Genomic DNA, 24,552 nt, shown 5'->3' on the forward strand with positions numbered 1-24,552 from the left:
TTCTAAACAATTCCTCGCGTGGGTCTGGGAGTGCCAACGATTCGAGAGTTCGAAGTTTTTCAGCAGGGCTTAGGTCTTTGAGGGACATCTCTTTTAGGTTAATCGAGCATGCTTAGCCATGGGCGGGTTTCGCTTTGGAAGCTTGCGATCATCGCTTTGGCGAAGGCTGAGTACTCTGCGTCGGGGGCTCGGAGGGCTTTGAGATCGCGTAGGGAGTCTTCCACGCTGTTTTCAGCTGAGGAGTCTTGGTCGAGGGCGTGGTTAAATTCTCGGTCGATGCGTGCTACCAAATCTTTGATTCTTTGGTAAAGCCCTTGTCTTGCGTCTTTGATGTCGCGCTCGTTGAGGTGATACAGGTCGATGCTTGCCTTGGCTCGCTTGTGGCCCGTGGGGTTCTTTTCTTCTTTGAACCGCTCGATTGCGGAGCCGTCGTCTTGAAAGTCGATTAGTACGACGTCAGTGGGCTTGCAAGGATCTATGAGGGTAGGGCGTTCTTGTCTGCAAAGTTGATCGTATCCAATTGTTGGATCGCTGATTCTTTGATCTTCGTTCTCGAGAGGGAAGCTGTCTCCTTTTCCAAGGACTTCGCCGTTTTCTCGATCGGTGCGGTGGCAATTGCAGTAGGTGCAGGCTAGGCGGTAGTTCTCGCCTTTGAATGCGAGCCAGTAGTAGCCGCCGTGGTCTGTGCCTTTGACGCGTCCTTTGGGGCGGAAGTGGTCAACGTGACGATCTGATCGGTTCTCCTTGGACTCGCAATACCAGCACTTCTTGTGAGAACGATCTTCGAGAGCGGTTATCAACCTGGGATCCCGCCAGACTCTGGCGTTTTGGGTCATGTAGCTAGATCGTTGTTCTGAATTAGCGAACGTGCAGAGCGTCTGAGTCTTTGCTTGTGCGTCATCGACCCAATCGGCATCCAGGTCTAGCTGAGATTGGTCGATGTAGATCATTCTTGGTTTTTAATCCTTTCGATGATTCGTGCTGCGAATTCTCGGCGACGTTCAAAGTCTGCCGGGGAGACTGCATTGCCCTTTATGGCATTCTTCGCCTCAAAATCGGCCATGGCTCGGGAGAAGATTTTGAAATATTCGTCGCGGACGACGTTGGTGAAGTCTAGATCCCCGATGAGTGTATTAATCTTTTCGATGCGCCGAAGAATCTGCTCTCTTGTTTTTCGCGGAGTTTCGGTGGCAAGAGAATCTAAGCTGCATTGGCTTAGAACATCTGAATGCACCTTCCTGTCTCGCTGCTCGAGCTCGTTGACGAGTTGGCGTTTCTCATCGAGGAGGTCTTGGGTGGGGCGGTCGAGGGCGGAGCGGAAGCCGAACATCTCGCTGGTGAGGATGCCTTCGAAGCCCATTCCTTTGGGTGAGCGATGGGGAGTCTCGGCGTAGCATTGATCCGTATGCTCGTTGCGCTTGAGGATTTGGATTTGCTCCTTTTCCAGACCGGAAATGACGAGCGGGTCGTGGGTCGCCATGATGATATGGCGGGTGCCTTTGGTGTTCTTGGCGTTGTCTTCGGTACCCACGATCTCGCGGAGCATGTCGAGGTATTCGGTGCCCCAATGTGGGTTCAAGTGAGTGTCGGGTTCGTCTAGGAGGATGAGGGATTCTTCCTCTTTGGTGAAACGGAGGAGACCGAGGACCATGAGGAGTTGCTGCTCGCCTTCGCTGAGTTCTCGGAATGTGAGCTCTCCGTCGTAGCTGCGGATTCTGACCTTTATTTGGACGTCGTGGATGACTTCGGATAGGTCGGCGCTTTCAAGGGCGGCGAAGAAGTCAGACTGAGAGTCGTAGTCTTCGGCGAGTTCATGGAGTCGGTTGACATCTTTTAGGTACAGGTAGAGGAACTGTTCCGTCTTTGATTTTTTGATACTCAACGGCACCCGTTGGTCTAGGTGCATGGGAGCTAGGGAAAGATTGAACAATCGGTCGAGGAAACGCCTTACTAGGCCTTTTGCTCCCCAAAGGTGAGCGTCCTTCTTTTTTCCGGTGGCCCAAGTAGGGCGTTTCATGACGAAGAGCACCGACTCTAGACCTTCGATTCGAAGGTGCTTTTTTAGAAAGTCTGAAACGCGTTGGTCATGCTGGGCGAAGAAGGCAATGAGAGCGTATTTGGCGTGATGATTCTCGGCGCAGAAGAACTTGCGGAGGGCTTTGAGTTCTCGGACGTTTGAAGCGTCGTCACTGATGATCTTCTCGTAGTACTTACGCTGATGAGTGAAGAAATGGTCACTCAGTCTTCGACTCGGTCCTGAGTAGTATCCGAAAACGTAGGACGGAAGGTAGTTGATGAGTTTTGGGGCGGGAGGCTCCGCTCCTAGTTCGAAGGTTTCTTCCTCGATCTTGAAGGAGACTGACTTGGCGAAGGTGCCACCGGATGGATTGTTTTCTACGGTGACTCTTGCTCCCCGGCTATGGTAGACGACTTTGTAGCTGAAGGGAGTGACTTGTTTTAGGTCGAGGTCGCGGAAGATTAAAACGAGAGCTTCGAAGAGATTGGACTTGCCGGTACCGTTCCAGCCGATGACGACGGTGATCAGGCTTTGGGCGTCGAAGTCGACCTCGAAATTGCTGAGGTTCTTGAATCCGTCGACTTTGAGGTAGTCCAGTTTCATTGCTTGCTTAGCTCGCTTTCGCTAGTCGAAGCTTCGGGTTCTGTTCATCGGAACGGTCCTCGAGGATAGACTTGCTGTCGATTGCTTTTTTGAGGTCAGCGTAGAATTCTTCTACCTCATCCGGTTTGTATCCAGAAAGCGAAAACAAGTCGTTTGGACTCAGGTCTGAGTTTGCTTTGGAGAGGGCTTCCTCAAGCTGGATTTTCATGAGTTTTTTGTTTCTGGCCTTTTTCGTGACTCGCTTTGTCGCTCTCTTTTTTTGGGGAGCATTTGCTTGGTCTTCTTTGATCTTTTCAATGAGTTTGCTGGCGGGTTCGTCATCGGGATCTTGCGGTACAAGTCTACCGCTGAATGCTCTCGAAAGTACTCGCTGAATTAATTGAGTAGTCTCATTTAATGAGCTACTCATTTCTGCTTCGCATTTTTCGATTGTTTCTAGTGCACGTCGGACCTTTTGGGATATTACTTTCTGTTCCTCAACTGGCGGTATGCAGATTTGAAACGCCTTTAATTCGGGAAAGTAGATGGTGGTGTGGGTTGTCCCTTTGCCGAAATTTCTAATATCGTCGCCTTCTGCCATCAGGGCGTACTGTAGGAATTCCGGTTCGAGTGCGTCAGAACATATCCAGTTGGCAAAATCTTGGCTAGTTGCCATGGGTTTGCCCATCTTAGTCACATAGCCGACTGAGGCAGTTCTAGATAGGCATACGGTTCCCTCTGGGAGTAATCTCGAAGCGCTGTTGGCCAAGCCTAGCTCGTTTGTGTATTGGTTAGTTGCTAGGATGGTTTTACCATGTCCATCTCGTGCGTCCTTAATTCCTATCCAAGGAATATCTCCTCCCCACCATTCGGGGTGGCTGCGGGATGGTGTATGACCTGATTCCATCCGCGCTACTTTTAGAAGTGGAACCCACTTCCAACCTGGGGGGGCAGGCCGCTCTTTCTTACCAACTGCAATAGCCGCTCTACCGTCGATCACGGCGTCAGATGCTGATCTGCCGCTCTTTGATTGTTGGAATGTAACGTTCTCAATCGTGTTCTCTATCGGTTCGATGTCTGGGTTTTGCTGACGCCACTTCTTGGTGAGGTCGCCTCGGAAGGCGGCTGCGAGGACGCTTTGCCTGTATTGGTCGAGCAATGACGGTACTTCGTCCAAGGCTTCGCGTGCGGTGTTGATTCGCCCTTCGCACGCTTCCAGCTTTTTGACGATTCGCTTTTGCTCGTTAGCGGGTGGAAGCTCTATCTCGTATGAGCGTACATCTGCAGATTTTACTGCTGGATACAGTGCCCCTTGGACCAAGGAAACCATCGAATCGACGAAACGAGTCGATTTTACATGAGAAAAAAGCCACGCTGGCTCTGTTGCGGTTGATCTTAAAACATCGAACCCTGTAGAGCCTATAGAATTATCAAGAGTGTCTGGGACAATAGCGACTGCATTTAGGTTTGGTCTTGTCATCGAGACGAGAACGTCGCCAGCCTTGAGGTGTTGGCGCGCACGGCTTGGTGCCTGAGACGCAGTCAGCTCCTTTGGAGCGACAATCCTTTTGCTCTGGTTGTCGATACTCGCGATATCGACATATACGAAATCGGAGTCTGGAGGACCTTTTGAGATTGGTTCTGTGATTTTTCGAAGTGGGACTTTCATCCAGCCCTTTGGCAACTTGCTCATGCTCCTAGCTCCTCCTGAAGGGCTTTGATTTCATCGGATGCGGTTTGGAGTCGCTCGAGGATGGCGGCAGCTAACTCGTCAGGCTCTGGGAGTTCGTCACTGCTGCTGGAGCTTTCGTCGCGGAGCCAGGATAAGTCTAGGTTCTCGTTGCGGTCGGCGATTTCTTGGCGGGTGAACTTGCGGAAGCGGCCTGTATCGCCTTGGTCAATACGCTTGCTGGTGCCGTTTGGTTTTTTGCCGTAGGCTTTTTCGAAGTCAGCGAAGTGTTGTTCGGTAAGGGGAGTGCGTTTGCCGAACTTGGGCATATTGCTCCGCATGTCGTAGACCCAAACGTTTTTGGTGCCGCCGGTTTCTTCTTTGTGGCGTTGGAAGAAGAGGACGTTGGTCTTAACGCCTTGGGCGTAGAAGATGCCGGTGGGGAGGCGGAGGATGGTGTGCAGGTTACACTTGTCCATGAGGTCGCGACGGATCTTGGCGCCGGTGTTGTCTTCGAAGAGGACGTTGTCGGGCAAGACGACAGCGGCGCGTCCGCCGGGTTTGTTGGCGGAGGGGAGACGCAGGCTGCGGTAGATGTGCTGTAGGAAAGCGAGCTGTTTGTTGGAAGTGTCGAAGGTGAAGTCGTCGCGAGTGGGGGTGCCTCCGCCTTTTTTGGTGCCGAAGGGTGGGTTGGTGAGGACGAGGTCCGCATTGGCGAGTTTCTTACCGTCTTCGGAAAGGGTGTCGCCGAGGAAAATGTCGCTATGAATGTCGTGCAGGAGGGCATTCATGAGAGCGAGGCGGTGGGTGCTGGGGACCAGCTCCATGCCGTAGAAGGCTTGCTTCTTCTGGAACTCTTGGAGCTCGGGCGAGAGTTCGAAGAGTTGGTCGGTCTTTTCCTTGATGTAGTGGTCAGCGGCGACCAGGAAGCCGAGGGTGCCTGCGGCGGGGTCGTGGATGACTTCGCCCGGCTGTGGCTGCATGAGGCGTACCATGGAGTCGATGAGGGAGCGGGGCGTGAAGTATTGGCCAGCTCCGGACTTGGACTCTTCCGCGTTTTTCTGGAGGAGACCTTCGTAGAGGTCGCCGAGACCTTCTTGGCGGGCGGAGTACCAGTCGAGCCCGTCGATGGCGCTTACCAAGGTGTGCAGGTGGCGCGGCTGGCGGAGGGAGGTTTGGGCGTTGGTGAAAATGGCGGCGACGCGAGTGTTTTTCGAGTTGCCCAGCTCGAGGAGGAGTTTGCGGTAGTGGTCGAAGAGGGGCTTGCCGTCTTTTTCGGCGAGGGTTGGCCAGCGGTATTCTACGGGGATGTGGGTGTTTCCTTTGGGCGTCTCCTCTGCCATCTTGAGGAAGAGCAGGTAGGTGAGCTCGGTGACGTAGGCGGAGTACTGTACGCCGTCGTCGCGGAGGATATTGCAGAGATTCCAGAGTTTTTGGACTATGTCGAATGTGGTCTTGGAGAGAGCGTTGCTGAGGGAGGCCATTTATTTGTGTTTGCGATAAAGGGAGTTAGGCGACGTCGTCATTCCAGATTGCAGAGTGCAGATCTGAGAGGAGTCGGTCGAGTTTGCCGGAAAAGGATTTGTTGATGACGTTGAAGCCGCCAGCGGAGGCGAAAGCGCCTGACTGGAGACTGTCTTGGTCAACGAGGGTTTGTTTCTTGATCTGATTCACGATGCGATCAAGCCAACGTCTTTGATTTTGCGTCCACTGAAATTCAGTGGAGGAGCGAAGCTTTTGGGCGGCGCGTTCGACGCGCTCCTCGAAGGGGATTAGCGGGGAGCCGAGGGCCTGGGAGCGGATATAGCCGATGAGGGTGGCGGCGCAGTCCTGGTGCTTGACCTCTCGCCAGGCGGGGCGGAGCTGGGTCTCGCTGAAACCTTCGTCGGCGAGGGCGAGGAGGAGCTGCTTGAGGGCTTTGCGGTCGAGACTGGCAGGTGCGGTGAGGACGAGGCGCAGGGCTTCGTTGGTGGACTTGTGTTCGTCGATCCAGTGGTTGAAGCGATCGAGGTAATCGGCGGGCTTTTCGCGTCCGTCTCCGTAGCCTCGCTCGACGCTTAGGATCTCGTCGGTGTGCTCGGAGATCATGAGGGGCGGGCGAGGGCCTTTCTTGGCGACTTTGGCTAGCCAGTCCGCGAGGTCTTCGCGCTCGGCGAAGATGGCGCTCGCGGCGGAGGGGGAAGTGGCAATGGCGGAGGTGAGGGTATCCGCATTATAGGGAGGGAAGCGGGACTCTAGCTCTTCGTTGCGGCCAGCGAGTCGCGAGCCGAGGCGGCGAATGCGTACGACCAGCTCGCGGTGGAAGGCTTCGGCGGACGAGGCGTTTTCGGCAGCGAGAGCTTCGTCCATCCAGCCGACGATTTGCGGGATGGATGCTTTGGGACGCTGGACAACGGGCCGCATGGTGCTGACGTCTTCCAAGGCGTCGTAGATATCGACCGCGTCGAAGATTTCGAAGGACTGCTTGTGCTCGCCCTCGCCGAAGAGGTCGCGGCAAAGGCGTGTGGCGCGTCCGAGCATCTGCTCGTAGAGGATGCGGCTCTTGACGCGGCGTACGAAAACGAGGCGGGTGATGGAGGGGATATCGACGCCAGTGGTGAGTAGGTCTACGGTGACCGCAATTTTTGGATACACCTCGTTTTTGAAGCGTTTGTAGACGGTGGAGTCTCCCGCGACTGCGGTGCCGGTAATCTTGGCTACGAGGGTGTCGGGCTGCGGGCCGTATTGCTTGCGAATCGCTTTCTTTAGCTCGGTGACGAAAATGTCTGCGTGGGAATCGGTGGCGCAGAAGACGAGGGTTTTGCCTGGCTCGCTCGGGTCGAAGTATTCGGGGCTAGCGAGTTCCTCGCAGATGGTCGTGTTGAACGGTCTGGTGATGACTTGCTTGTTGAACTCGTCGACGCCTTTGAGGACTTCGTCTGGGGCGGTGACGAGGTCCATCTCTCCGGTCTTGGGGTCGTAGAACTGGATCTTTTCGCCCTTGCGCCATTTGATGCCGTGCTTGGCAAGCGCGGTGGTGAAGCGGTAGGGCGGCTCGTGGTCGCAGAGGTAACCGTCGGTGACGGCTTCACGGTAAGAGTAGGTGTAGACAGGGCGACCGAAAATGCTGGTGGTGTGGGCGGCAGGTGTCGCCGTGAGGCCGATCTTGACGGCGTGGAAGTGCTCGATGACGCGACGGTATTTGGAGATGAAGTCGGCTTCGGAGCGGAACACCATTTCGTGCTCGTCCATCTCGCGGTCCAGATTGTATCCACGATGGCATTCGTCGATGATGATGCAGTCATATTGGTCGACAGGGGGAGGTGGGTCGTCGCTGAGAAGGGTAACGCGCTGTACCATGCTCTGGACGGTGGCGATGTGGACTTTGGTCTCGGGCTCGATGGTGCGTTCCCCGAGTTCGGCCACGTTGTACATGTCGGTGAACGTTTGTAGGGATTCCAGCTTGATGTTGGCGAAGCCGTCGTCGTGGGCTTGCTCACCAAGCTTTTCGCGGTCGACAAGAAAGAGGATGCGGCGAAAACGACGGTAGCGAATGAGTCGGTAGATGAGAGAAACGGCTGTGCGTGTCTTGCCGGTGCCGGTGGCCATGGCAAGGAGGAGTTCCCGCTGGCCTCGGACAATGCATTTCTCGATCTCTGAAATGGCTTTGATCTGGTAGTCGCGGAGTCCGGGGAGATCGTCGACTGGGGTGTTCGAGAGGTCTTCGTTGGCTTCGGCAATATCTTGCTTGAGGTCGGCTATGAGGCCTTCGGGGCTGCGCCAGCCGTCTATGGCGCAGGGAGATACGGTCTCGTCGCGAAGGTCTTGGAAGTGGATGCCACTCTTCTCTTCAAGTTGTTTGAGGTAGGGGCGTCCGTTCGATGCGAAGGCGAAGGGGACTTTGTATTCAAGCCATGGACTTCCTTCGGGTAGGTCGAAGCCTTGAGAGTCGATGTCTTTTGCGTAGCGTCTGGCCTGGCCCAAAACGGGAGGAAGGTCGTATTCAAATTTCTTGGCTTCGGCGACTGCTATCAGCTGAAGTCCGACGAATAGGGCGTAGTCGACGGGGCCGGATGTGGTGGGCCACTCGGCGATGGCTTTATTAACGCCCTTTTCGGGGCGGGCGCCACGAGCGTAGCGGATGCTGACTGTGTCGGCCTCCCATCCTGCTTCGCGAAGTTTCGCGTCGATGATCTCGCGTGTTTCGGCTTCGTCGAGGTCGGAGAGAAATTGGGAGGAGGCTTGATTGGCCGCGGACTTTGTCTCTTCGGCTTCCTTTTTGGTGGGGGCCGGCTTTTTCGCTTCCTCGGAAAGGAAGGATTCCTGGGCGGCGAGGAGTTTATCCTCGGTTTCGGCTGCGAGTTCTAGGGCAGCGGCTTGTTCCTCGTAGGCTTTGCGGGCTTCTTCTAGGGCCGCTTCGCGTGCTGCTTCGAGGGATCCTATTTGGGCCTCGGCTTGTTCGAGGGCTTTGTGCTCTTCGGCGAATTTTTCGCGGAGCTCGGCGAGTTCGTTGGCGAGCTCCTCGGTTGGGTCCTCGGGCGGAGGTGGGGGAATGAAGGCGCCGGGCTTGAAATTGGGTTTGGAAAGGCGGTGGTACCAAACCGCTATCGCTCGAGTCAGCTTGAGAGCGTGGAGGGCTGAGGACTCTTTTGCGCTGCCCGTGTGAACAGCCTTGTTGCCGAGTTTCCGGATGGTGTGGAACGCGTCGCATAGCTCGCGGCTGAGATAACCCTCGTCGCGGAGAGCGTTGATCGACTTGAGAAGGTCGGGAATCTCTTTGCGGTGTTGGGAGGACGACTGGAGGATGAGCGCTGCGATCGCTTCGGCGAATTGCCTGGAGCGAGTAAGGGAGAGGTCCGGCTCCGTGAAACAGTAGGATTCCGCTCCGGAGGCGAGCTTGAGTAAGTGAGGCTCAGACTTGCGGAGGAATTGGAAATTAACTGTGGGAGGCGGAACGGACATACAAGGGGGATTCCGAGCGGAAGTTTTACAAATTGGGAAAGTTTGGAAGCTTGGCGAGCTAAAGGTATTTACTTAGCTGCGATTTCTTTGATCAAAGAGCATCTAATCTACCAAAATCCATTGGATAGGGGAAATCTTAGGCTGGAGTGTAATGTCGGCTTCCCTCTTCGATTCGGTCAGCTGTTGCTGGCCGATAAATCGCGATAGAGATGGCGAGGCCCCTACATCGCAATCCTGACGACTGCGAGAACAGCCATTGTATACAAACATCAAATACGAGTTGGCATCCGGATCGTTGGCAAAGGCCTGCCCGTTTTATGCTTGGTGGCTGCTTAAGGATTGCTCGCGTCTTGGATTCGCCTTGAGTTTTCTTGAGCGCTCTCGCGGAGATTAGAGTTCGCTGGAAGCGCCTCGGTGAGTTGGGTCCAGAAGCGGGCGGCGGCTTGAGCGGCGGGTTGCCACTGGGAGAGCTCTTCGGGGCGTGGTGGGCGGACGTCGATAGGCTTTGTAGGGAGGTCTCCACTACGCTGCGGGGCGTAACGCATGGGGAGCATGTCGTAGATGGGGCAAAGCTCTAGCGGGAGCTGCGGAGTCAGGAAGACGCTGAGGTTTCCGAGGTGCATGTCCGAGTTGCCGATTAGGTGTCCGAAGTATTCGTAGGTAGCGGCTCTGTCGGCGTCGGTTTGGCTGAGCCAGCCGTTTCGGACGAGCGTTTGGCAGCTGCGACTCCAGCTTTGCTCGAGCTCGCCGCCGAGCCCAGCGATGAGCGAGCGCAGGGAGAGGGTGCCGATACGACCTCGGCTGCCGGAGCGGTCGAAACGCTCGACCTCCAGATAGGCGCGTTGCTCGGTCTGGATTAGCTGGGAGTTGGCTGCGGGCAGGCCGATGCGGGACAGTTCTTCCGCTGCGATCGCTTCGGCGGCAAGAAGATCGCCCCAGCGTCGGCCGGCATCGGTTTGCAGGGAGCCGGAAAACTTGACGATAGCGTGCAGGAGGGAGTCGTCTGGACGTCGTATGCAGGCGGTAAACTTGGGTTGCTCTCCGCCTGCGGAGGAGTTGGGAACCTCGCCTTCTTCAGTGATATGATGGGCAATCTGATCGAATCGCGTCGCGCGCTCGCTCTCCTCGATGGCGTCCGATGGGCTGGGCCGTTCTAGGAACGCATCGATTGCGTGGCCTCCGAGGATGAAGTTGCCAGGGGTGTCGTCGCCGTGGGCCAGTGTCGCCTTGAGCGCTTCGTGGACGGTCCAGTTTTCGGGTTTGGTTCCGATGCCGAGGGCTGGGCCGTGGGCATGGGCGAGCAGGCGTCCGAGATAGCCCTGAGGGCGCATGTCCTCGAGAAACCATGGCAGGTCGGGGAAGAGTTGCGGATGGTCTTCGCCGTTCAGCAGGTAGCTGTAACGATCGCTTTCCCAGTTCGGCTCGAAGTAGAATTCGCCTTGATGAAGGGCGTGAAGCGTACCTGCGACTTGTGCTTGGCCGCTGGCGTCGATTTGGTAGAGCTTCCAATTGGATTCCTCTCCGTCGAGTGGGCGCGGCAAGGCGTAGCGAGCGCGCCGGGTTTGGCCGATGTGTAGAACCTTCGAGGAGGCGCTTAACGCTCGGGATACGGTAGGCTGGCTGACGCCTAGTGCGCGAGCGATGTCTGCTGCTGACATCGAACCCTGGGAGGCGAGCAGTCGCTCGATGGAATCTGTGTGTTTCGAGCTCAATTGAATAAAAATATGAATAGTTTAAGCTAAACATAGTCAAAGAGAAAAGAAAGGAGAGAGAGCTACGAATGAATAGAATGATGGGGACTCTCGGATTCCGCGAAGAGCAGGGGTGGATGCTGGCAAACGCATCCCACTCAAACGGGTAAATGCTGGTCCGCGATCGGCGCGATTTGACCGGGGTTGTGAGGATATCTGGGATCGAAGCCTCAGAGGGCGACGAGACGTTCATTTCTAAGGGCTAAAATCGGTTATACTTTCAATTTGGTGGTTTGAGCTGCCATGAGGCCTAACGCGATCAATGGATTTTCGACTCGCTTCCAGGACAAACATCTAGCGCTGCATCCCTCCATTTGAACCGCAGCAATTCGCTGCAGCAAAGGAGCCTTAACCGTTTGTCCAGCGGTGCGAAGATCGCCTCGCCCGGTGGCGATGCTGGTGGCCTCGGAGTATTCACCAAGAAGAAGGCGGCGACCAGTCGGCATCGAACACTTGCCAGAACCTGGCGCATTTGGAGTCCCACCTCGATACGCAAGATGGAGCCTTCGAGGCAGCGGACGAATCGTTGAGCGAGTTGGAGGCCTGAGGACGCTGAACGCGGATGTGACGAAGTCAGCGAGCGAACGCGCGAACTGCAGCAGGTAGCTCAAAAGCCTGCTGCGTCAGGTGGCAAATCCTCAAAGCAAAAGCTTCAAGTTTGGCTGAGGCACCCGACCTAGATTCCGTTGTGTGGGGTAAGGTAAGTAGCGCTCTCGAGGAGGTGGCGAAAATCCGAGCAGAAAATAGAGCGAAGCGAGGCAGCCTCGAATGAGCTTCCAACAAGCGTTTGGCGAACGAGCGAACGTTTTCGTTCAGTTCGCGCTAAAGTCGGTGGCCTAGATTGGATTTTCAGATCAGGAGCTTGAGAGGGTGCGCTTCTGGAGCCCTAAGCTGTGATCCAAACTTTTCGGAAGAAGCCTGACGTTTTACCCTTGTCGGAAAGCCGGGGGCATTAAGCCGTCTTGTCTAATATGCCCCCGCTAAAGACTGAATATGCATGTGGGGTGGTGTCGAATCTATCGCAGAGGGTTTCTGGACTCTGGCCTAGCAGTTCTTAGATGTGCCTCACAGTCGATTCGTTTCTTAGTTCTTGAACAATGAATCCGGCCTCAAGAAATGCACTATCATCCAAACCCTGAAGGAAAGCTGGGCTTTTTTGAATTCCTAAAATGGAATCTCGCAAGCGCCTATTTTCTCTCGATCAATGGCTTGAGTTTCCGCTGGTTGAATACTGCGAGTGGAGTATGACTCCATACTTTTTTACAGTATAGACATGGATCGGACGGTTTTTACGATTCATTTTGGGTGACGATGGGATTTTCTTGATTTGTACCGGTATCATGGATACACGAATCGGCGAAAAGAGTGCCAATTGTCACTCGCTAGGAATTCAATGAAGCGTAACCTTCTCGTTTGGGTTGTGTGTATGGTTTTTTCTTTGCGCGCCGTAGCGCTGGAAAACGGTCAAGAGTCCGACTCGACGCCGACGGAGCCAATCGATGTCTCCCTTCGAACGCCAACGCTCGAGTCAGCTGACCTTGTGGGCCTCTGGAGCGGCGCCAACCCGGAAGGCGTCGTGGTTTCGTACGAGTTCGACGCCAGCGGTAGCGCTGCCATCTTCGAGAATGGAAAGGAAGCCTTGGACAGCTCCTTCGAGTCCCAGGTCAGATGGGCCTATGAGGCCGGCGAGACCGAAGGTCTCTTGGACATAGTGTGGAGCAACGAGTACGGATCCGAAGTAGCGCCCTTGGCGTTTCACCTATCCCGGCGGGTTCCAGACTGAGAACGAGTACACCTCCTACGGCTTCCTTTGGAAAGTTAAGGCGTCGGCCGGAACGACGGCCCTTTCTGGCGATATCACCGCCGGATACGTATTCTGGGAAGCGAAGGACTACTCCGACTGGGGATCGCTGCAGAAGGCGGTTTTCGGCAACGCCGCCAGCTGGGAGCGAGGCTTCGATCCGGTAACTGGGCGGATGATCTCCACCAAGTCCTACCGCAGCGGTGGCGCTGGCTCGAAGATTCTCGAGATCGCCTACGGCTACGACGAACTCGGCAACGTAGTTTCCCGCTCCGATACTTCCTACGGTTCCGCGATCAACGAAACCTACGGCTACGACGGCCTCAATCGTCTCACGACCTACGCTGGAGGCTTCATCTCAGCGAGCAACGGAACGCATGTCTACGACGCGCTCGGAAACCTGACGAGCAAGCCTGGCGCTGGCGCAATCGGATATAGCGCGACGAAGCGGTACCAAGCCACCGGAAACGGGACCGCCGTCTACGTCTACGACCTAAACGGTAACCGTACCAGCGGCGACGGACTCGCATTGACTTGGAACAGCTTCAACATGGTGCGGGACATCACCAAGAACTCCAATACCGCCCGCTACTGGTACGGTCCGAACCGCCAGAGGATCACGGCGCATGACCAGGCAATCGGGGAGCTCACGCACTACGTGGGCGACTTCTACGAGCGCAAGGCTGCGGTCGTAGGGTCCGGCGACCGGGAAAAGTTCTACGTCAACACCCCGTCCGGACGTACCGCGGTGCGAGTCCTGACCAACTCCGGGTTCTCGGGACTAGGAGTCAAGTTGCGCTACTTCCATGCCGATTCCCAAGGGTCGATCTTCGCCCTGACAACGGAGAACGCTACGCTCGAGCGCCAATTCACCTACGATCCATGGGGCCAGCAGTCCACAAGGTTCCCGACCTCGGGCGGGGCGGAGATCGTCGACCGCCGCGGCTATACCGACCACGAGATGCTGGTGGACTACGGCCTGATCCATATGAACGGGCGCCTCTTCGACTACAAGCTCGGCAGGTTCGTGTCCGCCGACCCCTTCGTCGATGACGCCAGCGATTCGCAGTCCTACAACCGCTACAGCTACGTGAACAATTCGCCGCTGGTCTACACCGATCCCAGCGGGTTCATAAAGTTCAAGGACATCTTGAAGATCGCTGCGGTAGTGGTCGCTGCCGCCTTTACGGCCGGAACTGCCCTCTACCTTTCCGGAGGAGTTACGGGGCTCGCTACGGGGGCTACGCTTACCTTTGCAAACGCGATGTCGGCATTGGTCGGGTCGGGAGGGCTCGGAATGTCGCTAGGAGGGGCCATCGCCGCCGGGGCGGGAGCCGGGTTTGCTTCGGGATTTGCAGGCAGTCTGCTCAACGGAGGCAGCCTTGGCGACGCGTTCAAGGCTGGAGCGATGGGTGCGGTTGTAGGCGCGGTGTCTGGCGGCATCGCCCATGGTATCGGGACTTTCGCCCAGAACAACGCATGGTTTGAAGGATTGCCGCAGTGGGCTTCTCATGGCGTTGCCCAAGGTGGGCTTGCCGAAGTCCAAGGTGGAAAGTTCCAGCACGGCTTCGCAGCGGGCTTTTTTAGTTCAGCAGCAGCACCGAACATAACGGCAAAGGTGAACGGCGACATTGCCAAAACGATAGCCTCCGCCTTCGTAGGCGGCACTGCGAGTTCGCTCGGCGGCGGCAAGTTCGCTAACGGAGCCGTCAGCGGAGCCTTCACTTACATGTTCAATCAGGCTCAGCATGGGGCCAGGAGTGAAGAGGAACTTGCGCAGATTGCTAAGTGGAAATCGGACGCTGAGAAAATTCGTGAAATATACCAAGAAGTCTGGGAAGAGATGAAGGATGATCTAACGATAGACTTTGGGCCAGGGTTAGGCGAAATGCCCCGATCCTCATCCGCCTACATCGATCGAGTAAACGAGGTTATAGCTAAACGGTTTGGCTCTGGAGGGACAATTAATGGGCGAACATTGGTAGATGTTGACGGAAACGTGAGCTACGTTATATCTGATTACCTTCTTAATCCAACCACTCAGCTAGGCCGCGACAGGCTAAATGCAGTGACAATCCACGAAAAAATTCATGTTAACGACTTTCTTGCATTGCCTGTAGAAAAGCGGTTTGGAGCTTTCGCGGCGAATATAAAGTTCATTTACGAGACGGAGATTCGTACTTATACTGCCGAAATTAATCACTATAACAGCTTGTTGGGGAATTAGAAAATGGTTCGAAATGTAGTTTCTATTATCTTATGTGCTGTAGCTTGTTTGGGGTCAGAAAAAACATCGGATGAATCTCTTTTTTTGGAAAAGATTTTGATCAGAGGAAATATTGAGGAATCGAGTGCAGACCTTAGTGGCGAAGCAGGTTTTATTGAACTTGAGGCTGATCTTATGGTGAGCTTTTCTGTTACAGAGACATTAAATCTTAGATTAAAAACACTGAGTAATGAATCTAGAAGGATAGTGCTAAAAGTTAAGGCTAAAGAGTCATTCTCCAGATTGGCTCACCATTTTGAGAATGATCGTGAAGTTTCATTTGTTATTTTTTATGAAAATAGTGATAGTAATCAAAACATTATTAAAGAATTTAGCTTTGTATTGGACGAGGATTATTTTGAGGTTCGCAATAAGCTCCTAGGGAAAGCAGTTGGAGCGGATTAATAATCAAAGAGCTGTTTTAGGGGAAATCCAACATCTGGATACTGTCAATTTGCATTCAACTCTTTTAACGTGGCACCATCTGCCTAAAGGTCGGGTCTTCGCCCTAATGCCGTCGACGATCGTTCTTGATTGGCCAAAAAAGGTCAGGAGCGAGTCATCAACTCGCAGGAGCCTCCAAATTGGGTCAAAATGCCCTAATCCAGAGTACAACCGCACTCGACTTGCGTTCACTCGCTCTTTGAACTCAGCTGGTTCCCGAAGCAGCCAGAGCGGTAGCTCAATAGCGGCACCGACGGGCGATACGAAGGTCGAACTCGGCTACAACAGAATCATAAAATGGTTGGCGCCGTTAAGTCCAACGCATGCGTATTTAGTGATCACTGACAACACTACAGGTGCGCAATGGGTCGCTCGTGGTGGTCCTCGAGCAGCTTGGGGTAAGGTCACGAAAGAGTATGCGGATTACGATGGCGAAAGAGCATCTAGCTTCTTCGGGCGAGTTGAGGGGGAGGTGAAGAGGTTCCAGTCGAAACACATCGATTGGAATCCGAAAGCTCAGTCTTCAATTATTCTTACGACAAACCAAGCGGCTTATGAACTCCGTGATGCCTTGCAGTGTTTCGCCGAATCGGTAAATATGGCGGATACTAGGTACAGTCCACTCGGCTTCAATAGTAACAGCTTTGCACACCAAGCGGTGGAAGTACTTGCGGGGCAGAGGCCTCCACCTCAGGCATGGGCACCAGGGTCTAACTATGTACTAGCAACAGCACCATGAAGACACATAAAATCATCTTATTGGCAATAGTTGTCGCAATCTCAGCGACAGCTAAAACTCCATGTGAGGAATTGATGATGGAAAAGTTATTAGCAGCTGAAAAAGTAGGAAACGAAGAGGAATTTGAGCGAGAACTGAAACTGCTGCTTCCGGTAGGTAGTGATGAAGCGAGGGTTGTTTGCGTATTGGAGAAACTTGGCTGGGGACATGTATTCGACAAGGGACACAATGGGTACTTTGCTTCGAAGAAGTTGAAGCGCGGATTTTTCATCAAGAGCCAGGTCAATATCGAGGTGATCTTGGATGAAGCGAAAACTGTTAAGGAGATAGACGTCTACGTTAACGCCACTTCACTTTTTGGGTGAGCTAGTTAACTTGCTTTGAACTACTACTATGTGGCAATAGCTCCCTCGCGGTTGGCCCTTCGGCCTCACGCCGTCGACAAGATCCGACATGCCTGTTGCTGTCTGCTCTCGGTACGGAGAAAGCCAGCAGGGGGCAACGGTCAAAAGTCAAGTCGCTGACTGATCCACTATCTGGATACTCAATTTGCGTTCAACTCTTCCACTGCAACACTATCTCACCCGCTGCCGCGTGCTCGGGGCTTGGAGTCCGCTCCATCGGGTCAATGTTCAAAATAAAACGTCCTACCATGTTCACCTCCTTTGTCTGTCTGTTTATGGACATCACCAAGAACTCCGAGACCGCCCGCTACTGGTACGGTCCGAGCCGCCTCTATCTCTGAGTGGAACGATGAGGACTAGTCTCAAGTATCTGGTATCTCTCGGCTTGCTCTTTGGAGTTGCGGTGACTCAAGGGTGTGCACCTTTCCACACCCGAGGGATAGAGATCGTTACAGATCTTGGAAAGACTTACACATGCAATCAGCTATCGATTTTACCGCCAAAGGTAACTGGGGTTAGGTATGCTCAAAGGTCGGTTTTTCCTGACGCTTTCAAATATGAATGCTCTGCGTATTACACCCTCAGGAGGAAGGATCGCATATGGAACTTCGGTTTTGCTTTTGAAGTTATCCCAATGGAGAAGCTTCCGACGTTGGTCGGATCATTGTCAGATATTGCCAAAGCCATAGTGAAGGAGAAGGAAGTCGAATATGAGCACAATGTAATCCGTTCGTCGTTCGAGGAGACTATCTTCAAAGGGTATCCTGCTATCCGTTTTGAGTTTGCGATCGTCGCAACTTACACAGGTGACTTTGGTTCCTTAATCGTCGATACTGGTTACCTTATGCCACATCCCTGCGAAGATAGCTGGATTGCAATCTACTACACCGACCACTTTCGCGAGAGTGCCGGGGAATTGCCCGATTTGGAGTCGCGTCGGATTGGCGAGGAATTCCTTGAAAGCCTGCGAATCGAATGCGATTGATGGACTAATCGATCTCAAACAGTCCTATGCCGTATTGCGATTTCCAGCGAGATGGCTCGCGACCGAATCAGTCACCTCCAATAGCTAGCTGTGATTTCTAGAAGATAGGGCTTCGATTGGTTCAAGGGCGAAACGCGGTTTCTTTGGGTAAACGTTTTTAATCGTATAAACTATGAGTATTAAAGTAATCATCACGCTAGCTGCCGTTATTTTGCTAGCCGGCTGCGCGACGCGTCGCGAATTTACAGGAGTCGCTCTCCATCACGAGGCGATTTCCCATCCAGACAGGACGCCATTCGCGGCGAAGGTCCTTGTGGAAGACATCGTGGACCTCAGGGAAGAAAAGGCGATAGATCCCATTTTTTCTGCCAAGCCACCGCAAGAGATCCAAAGGATCCTTGAGCAAGAGTTGAGCGATTCGGGGCTATTCTCAGATCAAGGAGAACTTGCCTCCACTATTCGGATACAAACGGAGCTGGTCAAGTTCGATTGGGAAGTGCCCGGCCATGATCGAAAGACAAGGACTGCATTCACGGTGAGCTTGTTGACTGGTGGCTTAGGCGGGATTGCCTATGGTAGCTCTTCTACTCCGGTCTATGGCTACGTTGACCTGAGGGTTCGTGTCGTGGACCAGTCTGGAAGCGTGATCCTCGAAAAAGCATATGCTGCCAAAACCGAGGAGAAGATGGCTTTGCTCAAATCAGATACTCCCAAGACGATGTCCTTGATGACTGGAAAGGCTCTGGGCGAGATCGTTGCGGAGTTCATAGATGACTTAGACGCAGCCCTCGAATCGAGTCGGATTTCTGGAGAAGATGTTGCTTGGTTCGCTTTGTAGCCAACTTGGAAAACAGAGAACTCGCTCGCTCAAGCACAGCTCCGACCACTAGATGTTCGTGGTCGGAAGTCTGGTTTAAATCAAAGGAAAGTTGCAAAATCGGCAGGCTGCCTGCTTCACGAGCTTTTTGAGCATCGATCCGGGATGATTAGCCCAACCTGCTCCAGAAAGCCCACCACTGTTGTTTGCTTCCTCGTTTTTTCAGAGAAAACGATTGTGGCATGAGACCCTTTTTCTGATGCCTGGAGTGCAGCTGGACTTTCGGGAGTCTGAAAAAACGAAAACGCATCTGTTCAGATCGCACTTAAACTGGCAGCTCAGATCTCGTATTCAGATCCAGATGGTAAGAGGGTTTACTTCTGAAACCTTAATTTGTGCTGCAAACTCTCGTGTGAGGCCTGACGTTTACCTTTTTCGGAAAGTCGGGGGCATTAAGCCGTCTTGTCTAATATGCCCCCGCTAAAAACTGAGTTCGGCTTTGAGGTGTTGTTGAAGCGCCGCGGGGAGCGTTTCTCGAATCTCATTTTGTTTGGAATCGTTGCAGTTGATCAGGTCTTGTAGCTCGATGTAATTGTTGCATAGGTATGCGGTCGCGGTCTGTCCAAGATCGAAGGACCCGACAGCTTGCTACAAGGTGGCAAGCAAGGGTGTTGTTGTTCCCTTTCTCGGAAAGGCGTTCAGCACGTTGAAGAAGTGGAGGTTCGATGGGCCGAGACGTTATCCTCTCATGGTAGCGTTGATTTGTGCTCTCTGTTTTTGCGGAGGTACTGCTAGTACGTTGGCTTACTCGGTGATTCGTTACTCGAACCCTTGGCGGTTGAGCTGCGTCCCAACGGTGAAGGCTATTGCGCTGTCATTCGATGCCGACGGTGAGTCGAAGAAAGATACCGTCATGGGTCTCCTGTTCGCTCCTCATTCCGATTCGAACGTCATAGCCATCAGTTTCAATGACGCCGTTTTCGTGGTTTAACTGCCAGGATGTCGCGTTGGATTCCAATGTTGCAATCGGGGCCCATGGCGTCGTCAGGTCTACGCTGAATTCCACTTTGTATGTGATGTCGTTGGGTCTTTGCTCCGGTAGTCGGAACTCTAATACGGGATCCGATGATGCTGCCGAGATTACCAGGGTGGGGCTTGTGTCGCTGAAGGGCTGGTTAATGGGAAGACCAAGAGCATAGGCCAATCCGTTTGAGAATCCATCTTCATTGAGATCATCTTGAAATCCGGAGCCTGCGAGCGGGTAGCCTTCGCTCAAAACGAATCCAACATACCCGTCGTTGGAGGCGTTGTTGAAGTAAGTGAGTTTGTACGATCCGGTGAGTTCGGGCGCGTTCGCGTTTCCGTTCTCGACGGAGATGACGTACCTGCCGGTTTGTTCCGCCGTGAGGAATACCTCGGCGTTGCCGTTATCCGAGTCCCAAGCCGCGGTCGTTCCATCGGGCGAGAAGACTATGAGGTACGGCGAAAAGTTTCCGCCTGTCTCCGCGAAGCTTAAGTATATGGGATTTCCGATCTCTGCGTCGAAGGTCCAAAGGTCGACGTCGCCGGTATCGATAGTTCCCAGCGTCCTAGCGCCGCTCTGGAGAGGGCCTCCTTCGTCACCTTCGGAGACGGTGAACTCCTCCATCATGTTTGAAAAGTAGAGATCGTAGGTTCCTGCCAGTTCGGGTGCGTTGGCGTTGCCGTTTTCAACGGCGATGACGTGCCTGCCGGTTTGCTCTGCTCTGAGGAACACTTTGGCGTTGTCGTTATCCGAGTCCCAAGCTGCGGTCGTTCCGTCTGGAGCGAAGACTATGAGGTACGGTGAGATGTTTCCGCCGGTTACTGCTGAGCTAATGTTTACGGGGTCTCCGATCTCTGCGTCGAAGGTCCAAAGGTCGACGTCGCCGGTGTCGATGGTACCAGGAGTTCTGGCGCCGTTCTGCAAGGGGCCTCCCTCGTCGTCCTGGGAGATGACGAAGTCGTTCAGCATGCTCGAGAAGTAGAGATCATATGTGCCTGCGAGTTCTGGGGCGTTGGCGTTGCCGTTCTCGACCTTGACTATGTAGGTCCCGTCTTGCTCCGCTCTGAGGAAAACCTTGGCGTTGTAGCTGTCCGAATCCCAGACGACGCTGGAACCGTCGGGAGCGAATACCTGCAGGTACGGCGAAATGCTTCCGCTGGTTTTGGCTACGCTGATGTCGATCGGATCTCCGATCTCCGCGTCGAAAGTCCAAAGGTCGACGTCGCCGGTATCGATGGTGCCGGGAGTTCTGGCGCCGTTTTGCAAGGCGCCTCCTTCGTCGCCTTGGGAGATGACGAAGTCGTTCAACATGTTCGAGAAGTAGAGATCGTATGTACCTGTGAGTTGTGGGGCGTTGGCATTGCCGTTCTCGACCTTGACTATGTAGGTTCCGGCTTGCTCGGCGTACAGAAAAACCTTGGCGTTGTCGCTGTCCGAATCCCAGACGACGCTGGATCCGTCGGGAGCGAATACCTGCAAGTGAGGCGATATGCTTCCGCTGGTTTTGGCTACGCTGATGTCGATCGGGTCTCCGATCTCCGCGTGGAAGGTCCAAAGATCGACGTCGCCGGTATCGATGGTGCCAGTAGTTCTAGCGCCGTTCTGCAGGGGGCCTCCTTCGTCGCCTTCGGATATTGTGATCTCGTCGGGGAAGCGAGAGTAGTAGAGGTGGTACGAGCCATTGGCGTCGTCATCGGTGCTATCGTTTTGCACGATGACGGTGTACGTTCCTGCGGACTCGGCAATGAAGTTAACCTTTGAATTCGTGCTGTCGAAGTCCGATGCGACAGATGCCCCCGTTTCGTCGAACACTCGAAGTCCTATGGATAGGTTTCCGAACGCCTCGGTTTCGACTACCGAAATATCTATGTTTTGCCCCGCTTCGACTTCGAAGCTCCACATGTCCGAATCTCCTCTGATCAATTGGCCGCTGTGCCTGAGTCCATTGGTGAGCGGGCCGCCTTGATCTCCTTCTCGAGTTGTGAAAGGACTCCCTGATTGAGCGAGTGACAGAATATATTCGATTCGCCCTAAGAGCGGTACGCCATTCACGTCGCCGATTTGGATGTGGTATTTTCCAGTGTACGGAGCGATGAGGGTCTTGTTCATGTCGAATCGGAAATTACCGGATTCGCTCCATAGGACTTCCCCGTTAAAGTCCAAATATATATAGGGAGTAGGTGCTTCGTCTTTGTATTCGTCTACTGCCATTCTAAGACTTATGAAGTCACCTGCTTCTGCGTTGAAAACCCACTCGTCGACGTCGCCCCAGTCGATCTTGCCGTCGTATTCAATGAGGCCATTGGTGAGAGCAGTTTGGCTGAGTGCGTGAGGAAGCGAAGCGAAGAGGGCTGACGCCAGCGTTAAGAAACGAACTAGCCTCCCTAGAGGGGATTTAAAGCAAGAGGGTGATTCCATGGGAGCGAACTTTCTAGGATAAGTGAGGGTTGCTCAAGAGGGATCTCCCTATAGAAGGATTTGATTTGCCTATGCTATACGTAACCCCGCGTATAATAATTTTCGCGATCCAGGTCCGTGAAGCAAATAGTCCATTTTCCGCCTGGCCTTTGAGCACGAAGCTGCGGTTTGGGTCGAGGATTCGTTGGGTCTGCGGGAATGTCGATGGGGGCGAATGCCGTGTTTTCCAATAGGTGCCTCTTAATTCTGTACCTGTGCTTGAGAGCTTGTTGAAGCTATCGAAGAGGGTTTTGAAAAGCTGTGACATTCACGGTCCTCAACGACTTGTGGGCTATTATAGTATGGCGAATTACGGATTGGGTCTGGAGCTTCGGAGAGGGTTTATTTCCGAAGTCTTCAAGCATCATCGAGATCGTTCGTCTCGTTAAAGTCGTTTTCTGTAGCCGAGAGGCGAATGGGGTCCGGAGTTGGCGGGATCAAACCCTTGGCCTAAAGTCGTTCTTCGAGAGTGAGGGTTTATTCTTCGAAGGATTTCCAGGTAGTGGCTGTGTTTGTGTGCTCGAGGCTTTCAGGTGCTGGCAGAAGCTCAGCTCTCAGCCATGGAGCTCTCCGTTAGCGGTGCAGAATCACGTTCCAGGAGGTGACGGCCTGAGGGCAATGGGGAGAAAAAGACCGCTCCCTCAAAAAAAGTGGCCTGATCGATTAGTTTTTTTCTGAAAACCTCCCATACGAATGTTTGTAATGTTAAATTCACAAACAAACAGAAACCCTGAGAAGGAAACGAAAACAAGCGATCCCAAGCTTCGAGCCGAAGACGAGACCTTGATACCATGGTCGGTTGTTGCTCCCCTGATCGGGTTTAAGGGAGAGCTACCTGAACCCTTGGAAGAGGCGGTGAAGAATGCGAAACGCAAGCCTCGCAAAACGAATGGCCAAGTCCAAGCTGAAGCAGTTGCGATCAAGCCGCAGCATGGAAGGGCGTTTTTGACGGAAGGGCAGCTGGCTACCCTCGCGCGTCAAAACTTGTATCTGGCATCCGGCAGGTTCAAGGCTTGTGCCGTTGCTGAATGCCTCAAGACGATGGCTAGCAAGCCATTTCACAGGCGGGTTGCCGACCAACTAAAACCTGCTTTTTTGAAGTTGGACACTTCGGGAGCTCTCCAGGCAGCAATGGCAAAGGTAGTAGATATGGAGGTGCCCAATGTCGAAGCGAAGTAAAGGCAAGTCATCCCACGGTCCTCAGCGTTCCAAGAACCAGGACGAGCATAACGACCCGAAGTCGATGCTTTCGAAAAAGGACAACGCGAAAGAAGCGCTGATTAAGGCGTTTGCCCAGAGCATCGATATGACCGACGAGCTCGCGTCGCTTCCGGAATATAAGTTCAAGTCGATCGGGCTCGGGTGGGTTTTGAAGCCAGACGGCAGCGAGTTCATGGATGGAGAATACTCGCCCTTCATGGCGACGCAACGAGCAAATTTGACTCACTACTTACGGCTTACCGATCGCGGTGACGGAAGCGGAAAATTGAAGTGGAAAAAGCAGAGGGTTAAGGATCCTATTCTAAAAGACACCGTGACTGTAAGCGGGCTGATGGATCGAATTCTCAAGGCGCTCGACAAGGCTGGATGCAACTTGGCTCCAGTGGTTAGAGAACTGGCAATCTTGGTCGGCACGAAATGGGAAGAGGCGGATCCCAATGCGAGGGTTTTGTCCGTCGCGGTGCATGCGAATGCCGGTTGCCTGCATTTTCATCCGAGCCATACGCGAATCACCGAAGACAACAAACTCGTCAATCCGGCGACAAAGAGAGGTAACAACCGTGTCGCTAGGGCTGGCGTTGCGCTCATCGCGTTGTTGCGACTTCGCAAGCAAGGGTATTTGCCGAAGCGGTACGCGGATAACCTGAAAGGGTTTCTCAAAAAGCGTAGTCAAAAGTCGGGTACGCTGCCGCCGGATTACGTCGTATCCTGTTACGTGGATCGTGCGCTCGATTTCGCGGTATGGAAACTGACCAAAGACAGTGAATACCTGAAGGGTGTCGTTCGTGATGCCAACCGTGAGTATGAGGAGTACATTCGTGAAAAGTACGAAGCGCAAGATCTCGAACTTGGGATGATGGCCGAAGTGGACCGCATGAAGGAAATCCGCTTCTTCTTGAAGGAAGCCGACGAGGTTAACGCAACGGTCAAGAATACCATAGAGACGGCTGAGCGAGAAAAGACCTACGAGGAGGCCTATCGCAGACTGGTCGATCGTCTACAGCCCTTCGTGGACGCGAGGCTGGAGAAGGCCAAAAAACTCAAGAAGCGACTTTGCGAGGACGCTCGGTTGAAAAAGGAAAAGATTGAGCGAGAGGCCCGCGACAACAAGGGCCCAGAGTTCATGCCGAAGTAAGCTAGACGCGAGAGCCGCTTGGGGATTTTCGAGCGGCTTTTCACTTCCTCAAACATGACTTTCGATTCAATTCCAAAGCGGTATCATCGGAGCCGTCAATTGCCCCCTTCGAAGACCTTCAGGTTATGAGCCTGTTTGGTTATGTTGATAATCAATAGGTTGCAGATTGAGGTGGGCAAACTTGGGTAGAACTCGGGCTCTTTGGAAGTTGTTACTAAGGGTGATGGTTGGTAAATAGCGTAATACGATATAAAAGACTTGTCGGCCACCTATGGGATGTGCAGCGTCTGCGGCTTTTC

The 24,552-nt window shown here is 53.6% G+C and carries 15 protein-coding genes; 8 read left to right on the plus strand and 7 right to left on the minus strand.

Going from position 1 to position 24,552, the window contains the following annotated elements; genetic code table 11:
- Positions 1-98: 98 nt before the first annotated feature.
- From QEH57_RS16140 to yjjJ, 6 genes are all read right to left on the minus strand, one after another.
- Positions 99-950, minus strand: coding sequence for a hypothetical protein (locus QEH57_RS16140; protein ID WP_309007797.1), 852 nt, complete (start codon positions 948-950; stop codon positions 99-101).
- Positions 947-2,620 (minus strand): AAA family ATPase, encoded by a 1,674-nt coding sequence (locus QEH57_RS16145; protein ID WP_309007798.1) that lies wholly within the window; start codon positions 2,618-2,620, stop codon positions 947-949. The genes QEH57_RS16140 and QEH57_RS16145 overlap by 4 nt, the downstream gene beginning before the upstream one ends.
- 7 nt (positions 2,621-2,627) lie before the next feature.
- Positions 2,628-4,292, minus strand: a complete 1,665-nt coding sequence (locus QEH57_RS16150; protein WP_309007799.1) for a restriction endonuclease subunit S — start codon at positions 4,290-4,292, stop codon at positions 2,628-2,630.
- Positions 4,289-5,752 (minus strand): N-6 DNA methylase, encoded by a 1,464-nt coding sequence (locus tag QEH57_RS16155; RefSeq protein WP_309007800.1) that lies wholly within the window; start codon positions 5,750-5,752, stop codon positions 4,289-4,291. The genes QEH57_RS16150 and QEH57_RS16155 overlap by 4 nt, the downstream gene beginning before the upstream one ends.
- A gap of 25 nt (positions 5,753-5,777) precedes the next feature.
- Entirely contained in the window at positions 5,778-9,209 is a 3,432-nt protein-coding gene (gene hsdR / locus QEH57_RS16160) for a type I restriction-modification system endonuclease (RefSeq protein WP_309007801.1), read from the minus strand.
- A 332-nt stretch (positions 9,210-9,541) separates the two neighbouring features.
- Positions 9,542-10,921: a type II toxin-antitoxin system HipA family toxin YjjJ gene (gene yjjJ, locus QEH57_RS16165; protein WP_309007802.1), complete on the minus strand. Its 1,380-nt coding sequence runs from the start codon at positions 10,919-10,921 to the stop codon at positions 9,542-9,544.
- A gap of 1,432 nt (positions 10,922-12,353) precedes the next feature.
- Between yjjJ and QEH57_RS16170 the strand changes: the two genes are divergently transcribed.
- The 6 genes from QEH57_RS16170 to QEH57_RS16195 all read left to right on the plus strand — a co-directional run bounded on the left by QEH57_RS16170 (position 12,354) and on the right by QEH57_RS16195 (position 18,437).
- Positions 12,354-12,743, plus strand: coding sequence for a hypothetical protein (locus tag QEH57_RS16170; RefSeq protein ID WP_309007803.1), 390 nt, complete (start codon positions 12,354-12,356; stop codon positions 12,741-12,743).
- 193 nt (positions 12,744-12,936) lie between these two features.
- On the plus strand, positions 12,937-14,988 hold the full coding sequence (locus QEH57_RS16175; RefSeq protein ID WP_309007804.1) for an RHS repeat-associated core domain-containing protein: 2,052 nt from the start codon (positions 12,937-12,939) through the stop codon (positions 14,986-14,988).
- A 3-nt stretch (positions 14,989-14,991) separates the two neighbouring features.
- Entirely contained in the window at positions 14,992-15,432 is a 441-nt protein-coding gene (locus tag QEH57_RS16180; protein WP_309007805.1) for a hypothetical protein, read from the plus strand.
- 774 nt (positions 15,433-16,206) lie between these two features.
- Entirely contained in the window at positions 16,207-16,575 is a 369-nt protein-coding gene (locus QEH57_RS16185; protein WP_309007806.1) for a hypothetical protein, read from the plus strand.
- A gap of 673 nt (positions 16,576-17,248) precedes the next feature.
- Positions 17,249-17,599, plus strand: a complete 351-nt coding sequence (locus tag QEH57_RS16190; RefSeq protein ID WP_309007807.1) for a hypothetical protein — start codon at positions 17,249-17,251, stop codon at positions 17,597-17,599.
- A 172-nt stretch (positions 17,600-17,771) separates the two neighbouring features.
- Positions 17,772-18,437, plus strand: coding sequence for a hypothetical protein (locus tag QEH57_RS16195; protein ID WP_309007808.1), 666 nt, complete (start codon positions 17,772-17,774; stop codon positions 18,435-18,437).
- An 853-nt stretch (positions 18,438-19,290) separates the two neighbouring features.
- Here the strand turns inward: QEH57_RS16195 and QEH57_RS16200 are convergent.
- Entirely contained in the window at positions 19,291-21,858 is a 2,568-nt protein-coding gene (locus QEH57_RS16200) for a PPC domain-containing protein (protein WP_309007809.1), read from the minus strand.
- A 732-nt stretch (positions 21,859-22,590) separates the two neighbouring features.
- Between QEH57_RS16200 and QEH57_RS16205 the strand changes: the two genes are divergently transcribed.
- Positions 22,591-23,076 (plus strand): hypothetical protein, encoded by a 486-nt coding sequence (locus QEH57_RS16205; protein ID WP_309007810.1) that lies wholly within the window; start codon positions 22,591-22,593, stop codon positions 23,074-23,076.
- A gap of 64 nt (positions 23,077-23,140) precedes the next feature.
- The gene (locus tag QEH57_RS16210) at positions 23,141-24,253 is read left to right on the plus strand and encodes a hypothetical protein (RefSeq protein ID WP_309007811.1); all 1,113 of its coding nucleotides are present in this window, start codon (positions 23,141-23,143) and stop codon (positions 24,251-24,253) included.
- The last annotated feature ends 299 nt before the right edge of the window (positions 24,254-24,552 follow it).

It is taken from the genome of Pelagicoccus sp. SDUM812005 (assembly GCF_031127875.1).
In the GTDB taxonomy this organism is placed as follows: domain Bacteria; phylum Verrucomicrobiota; class Verrucomicrobiia; order Opitutales; family Opitutaceae; genus Pelagicoccus.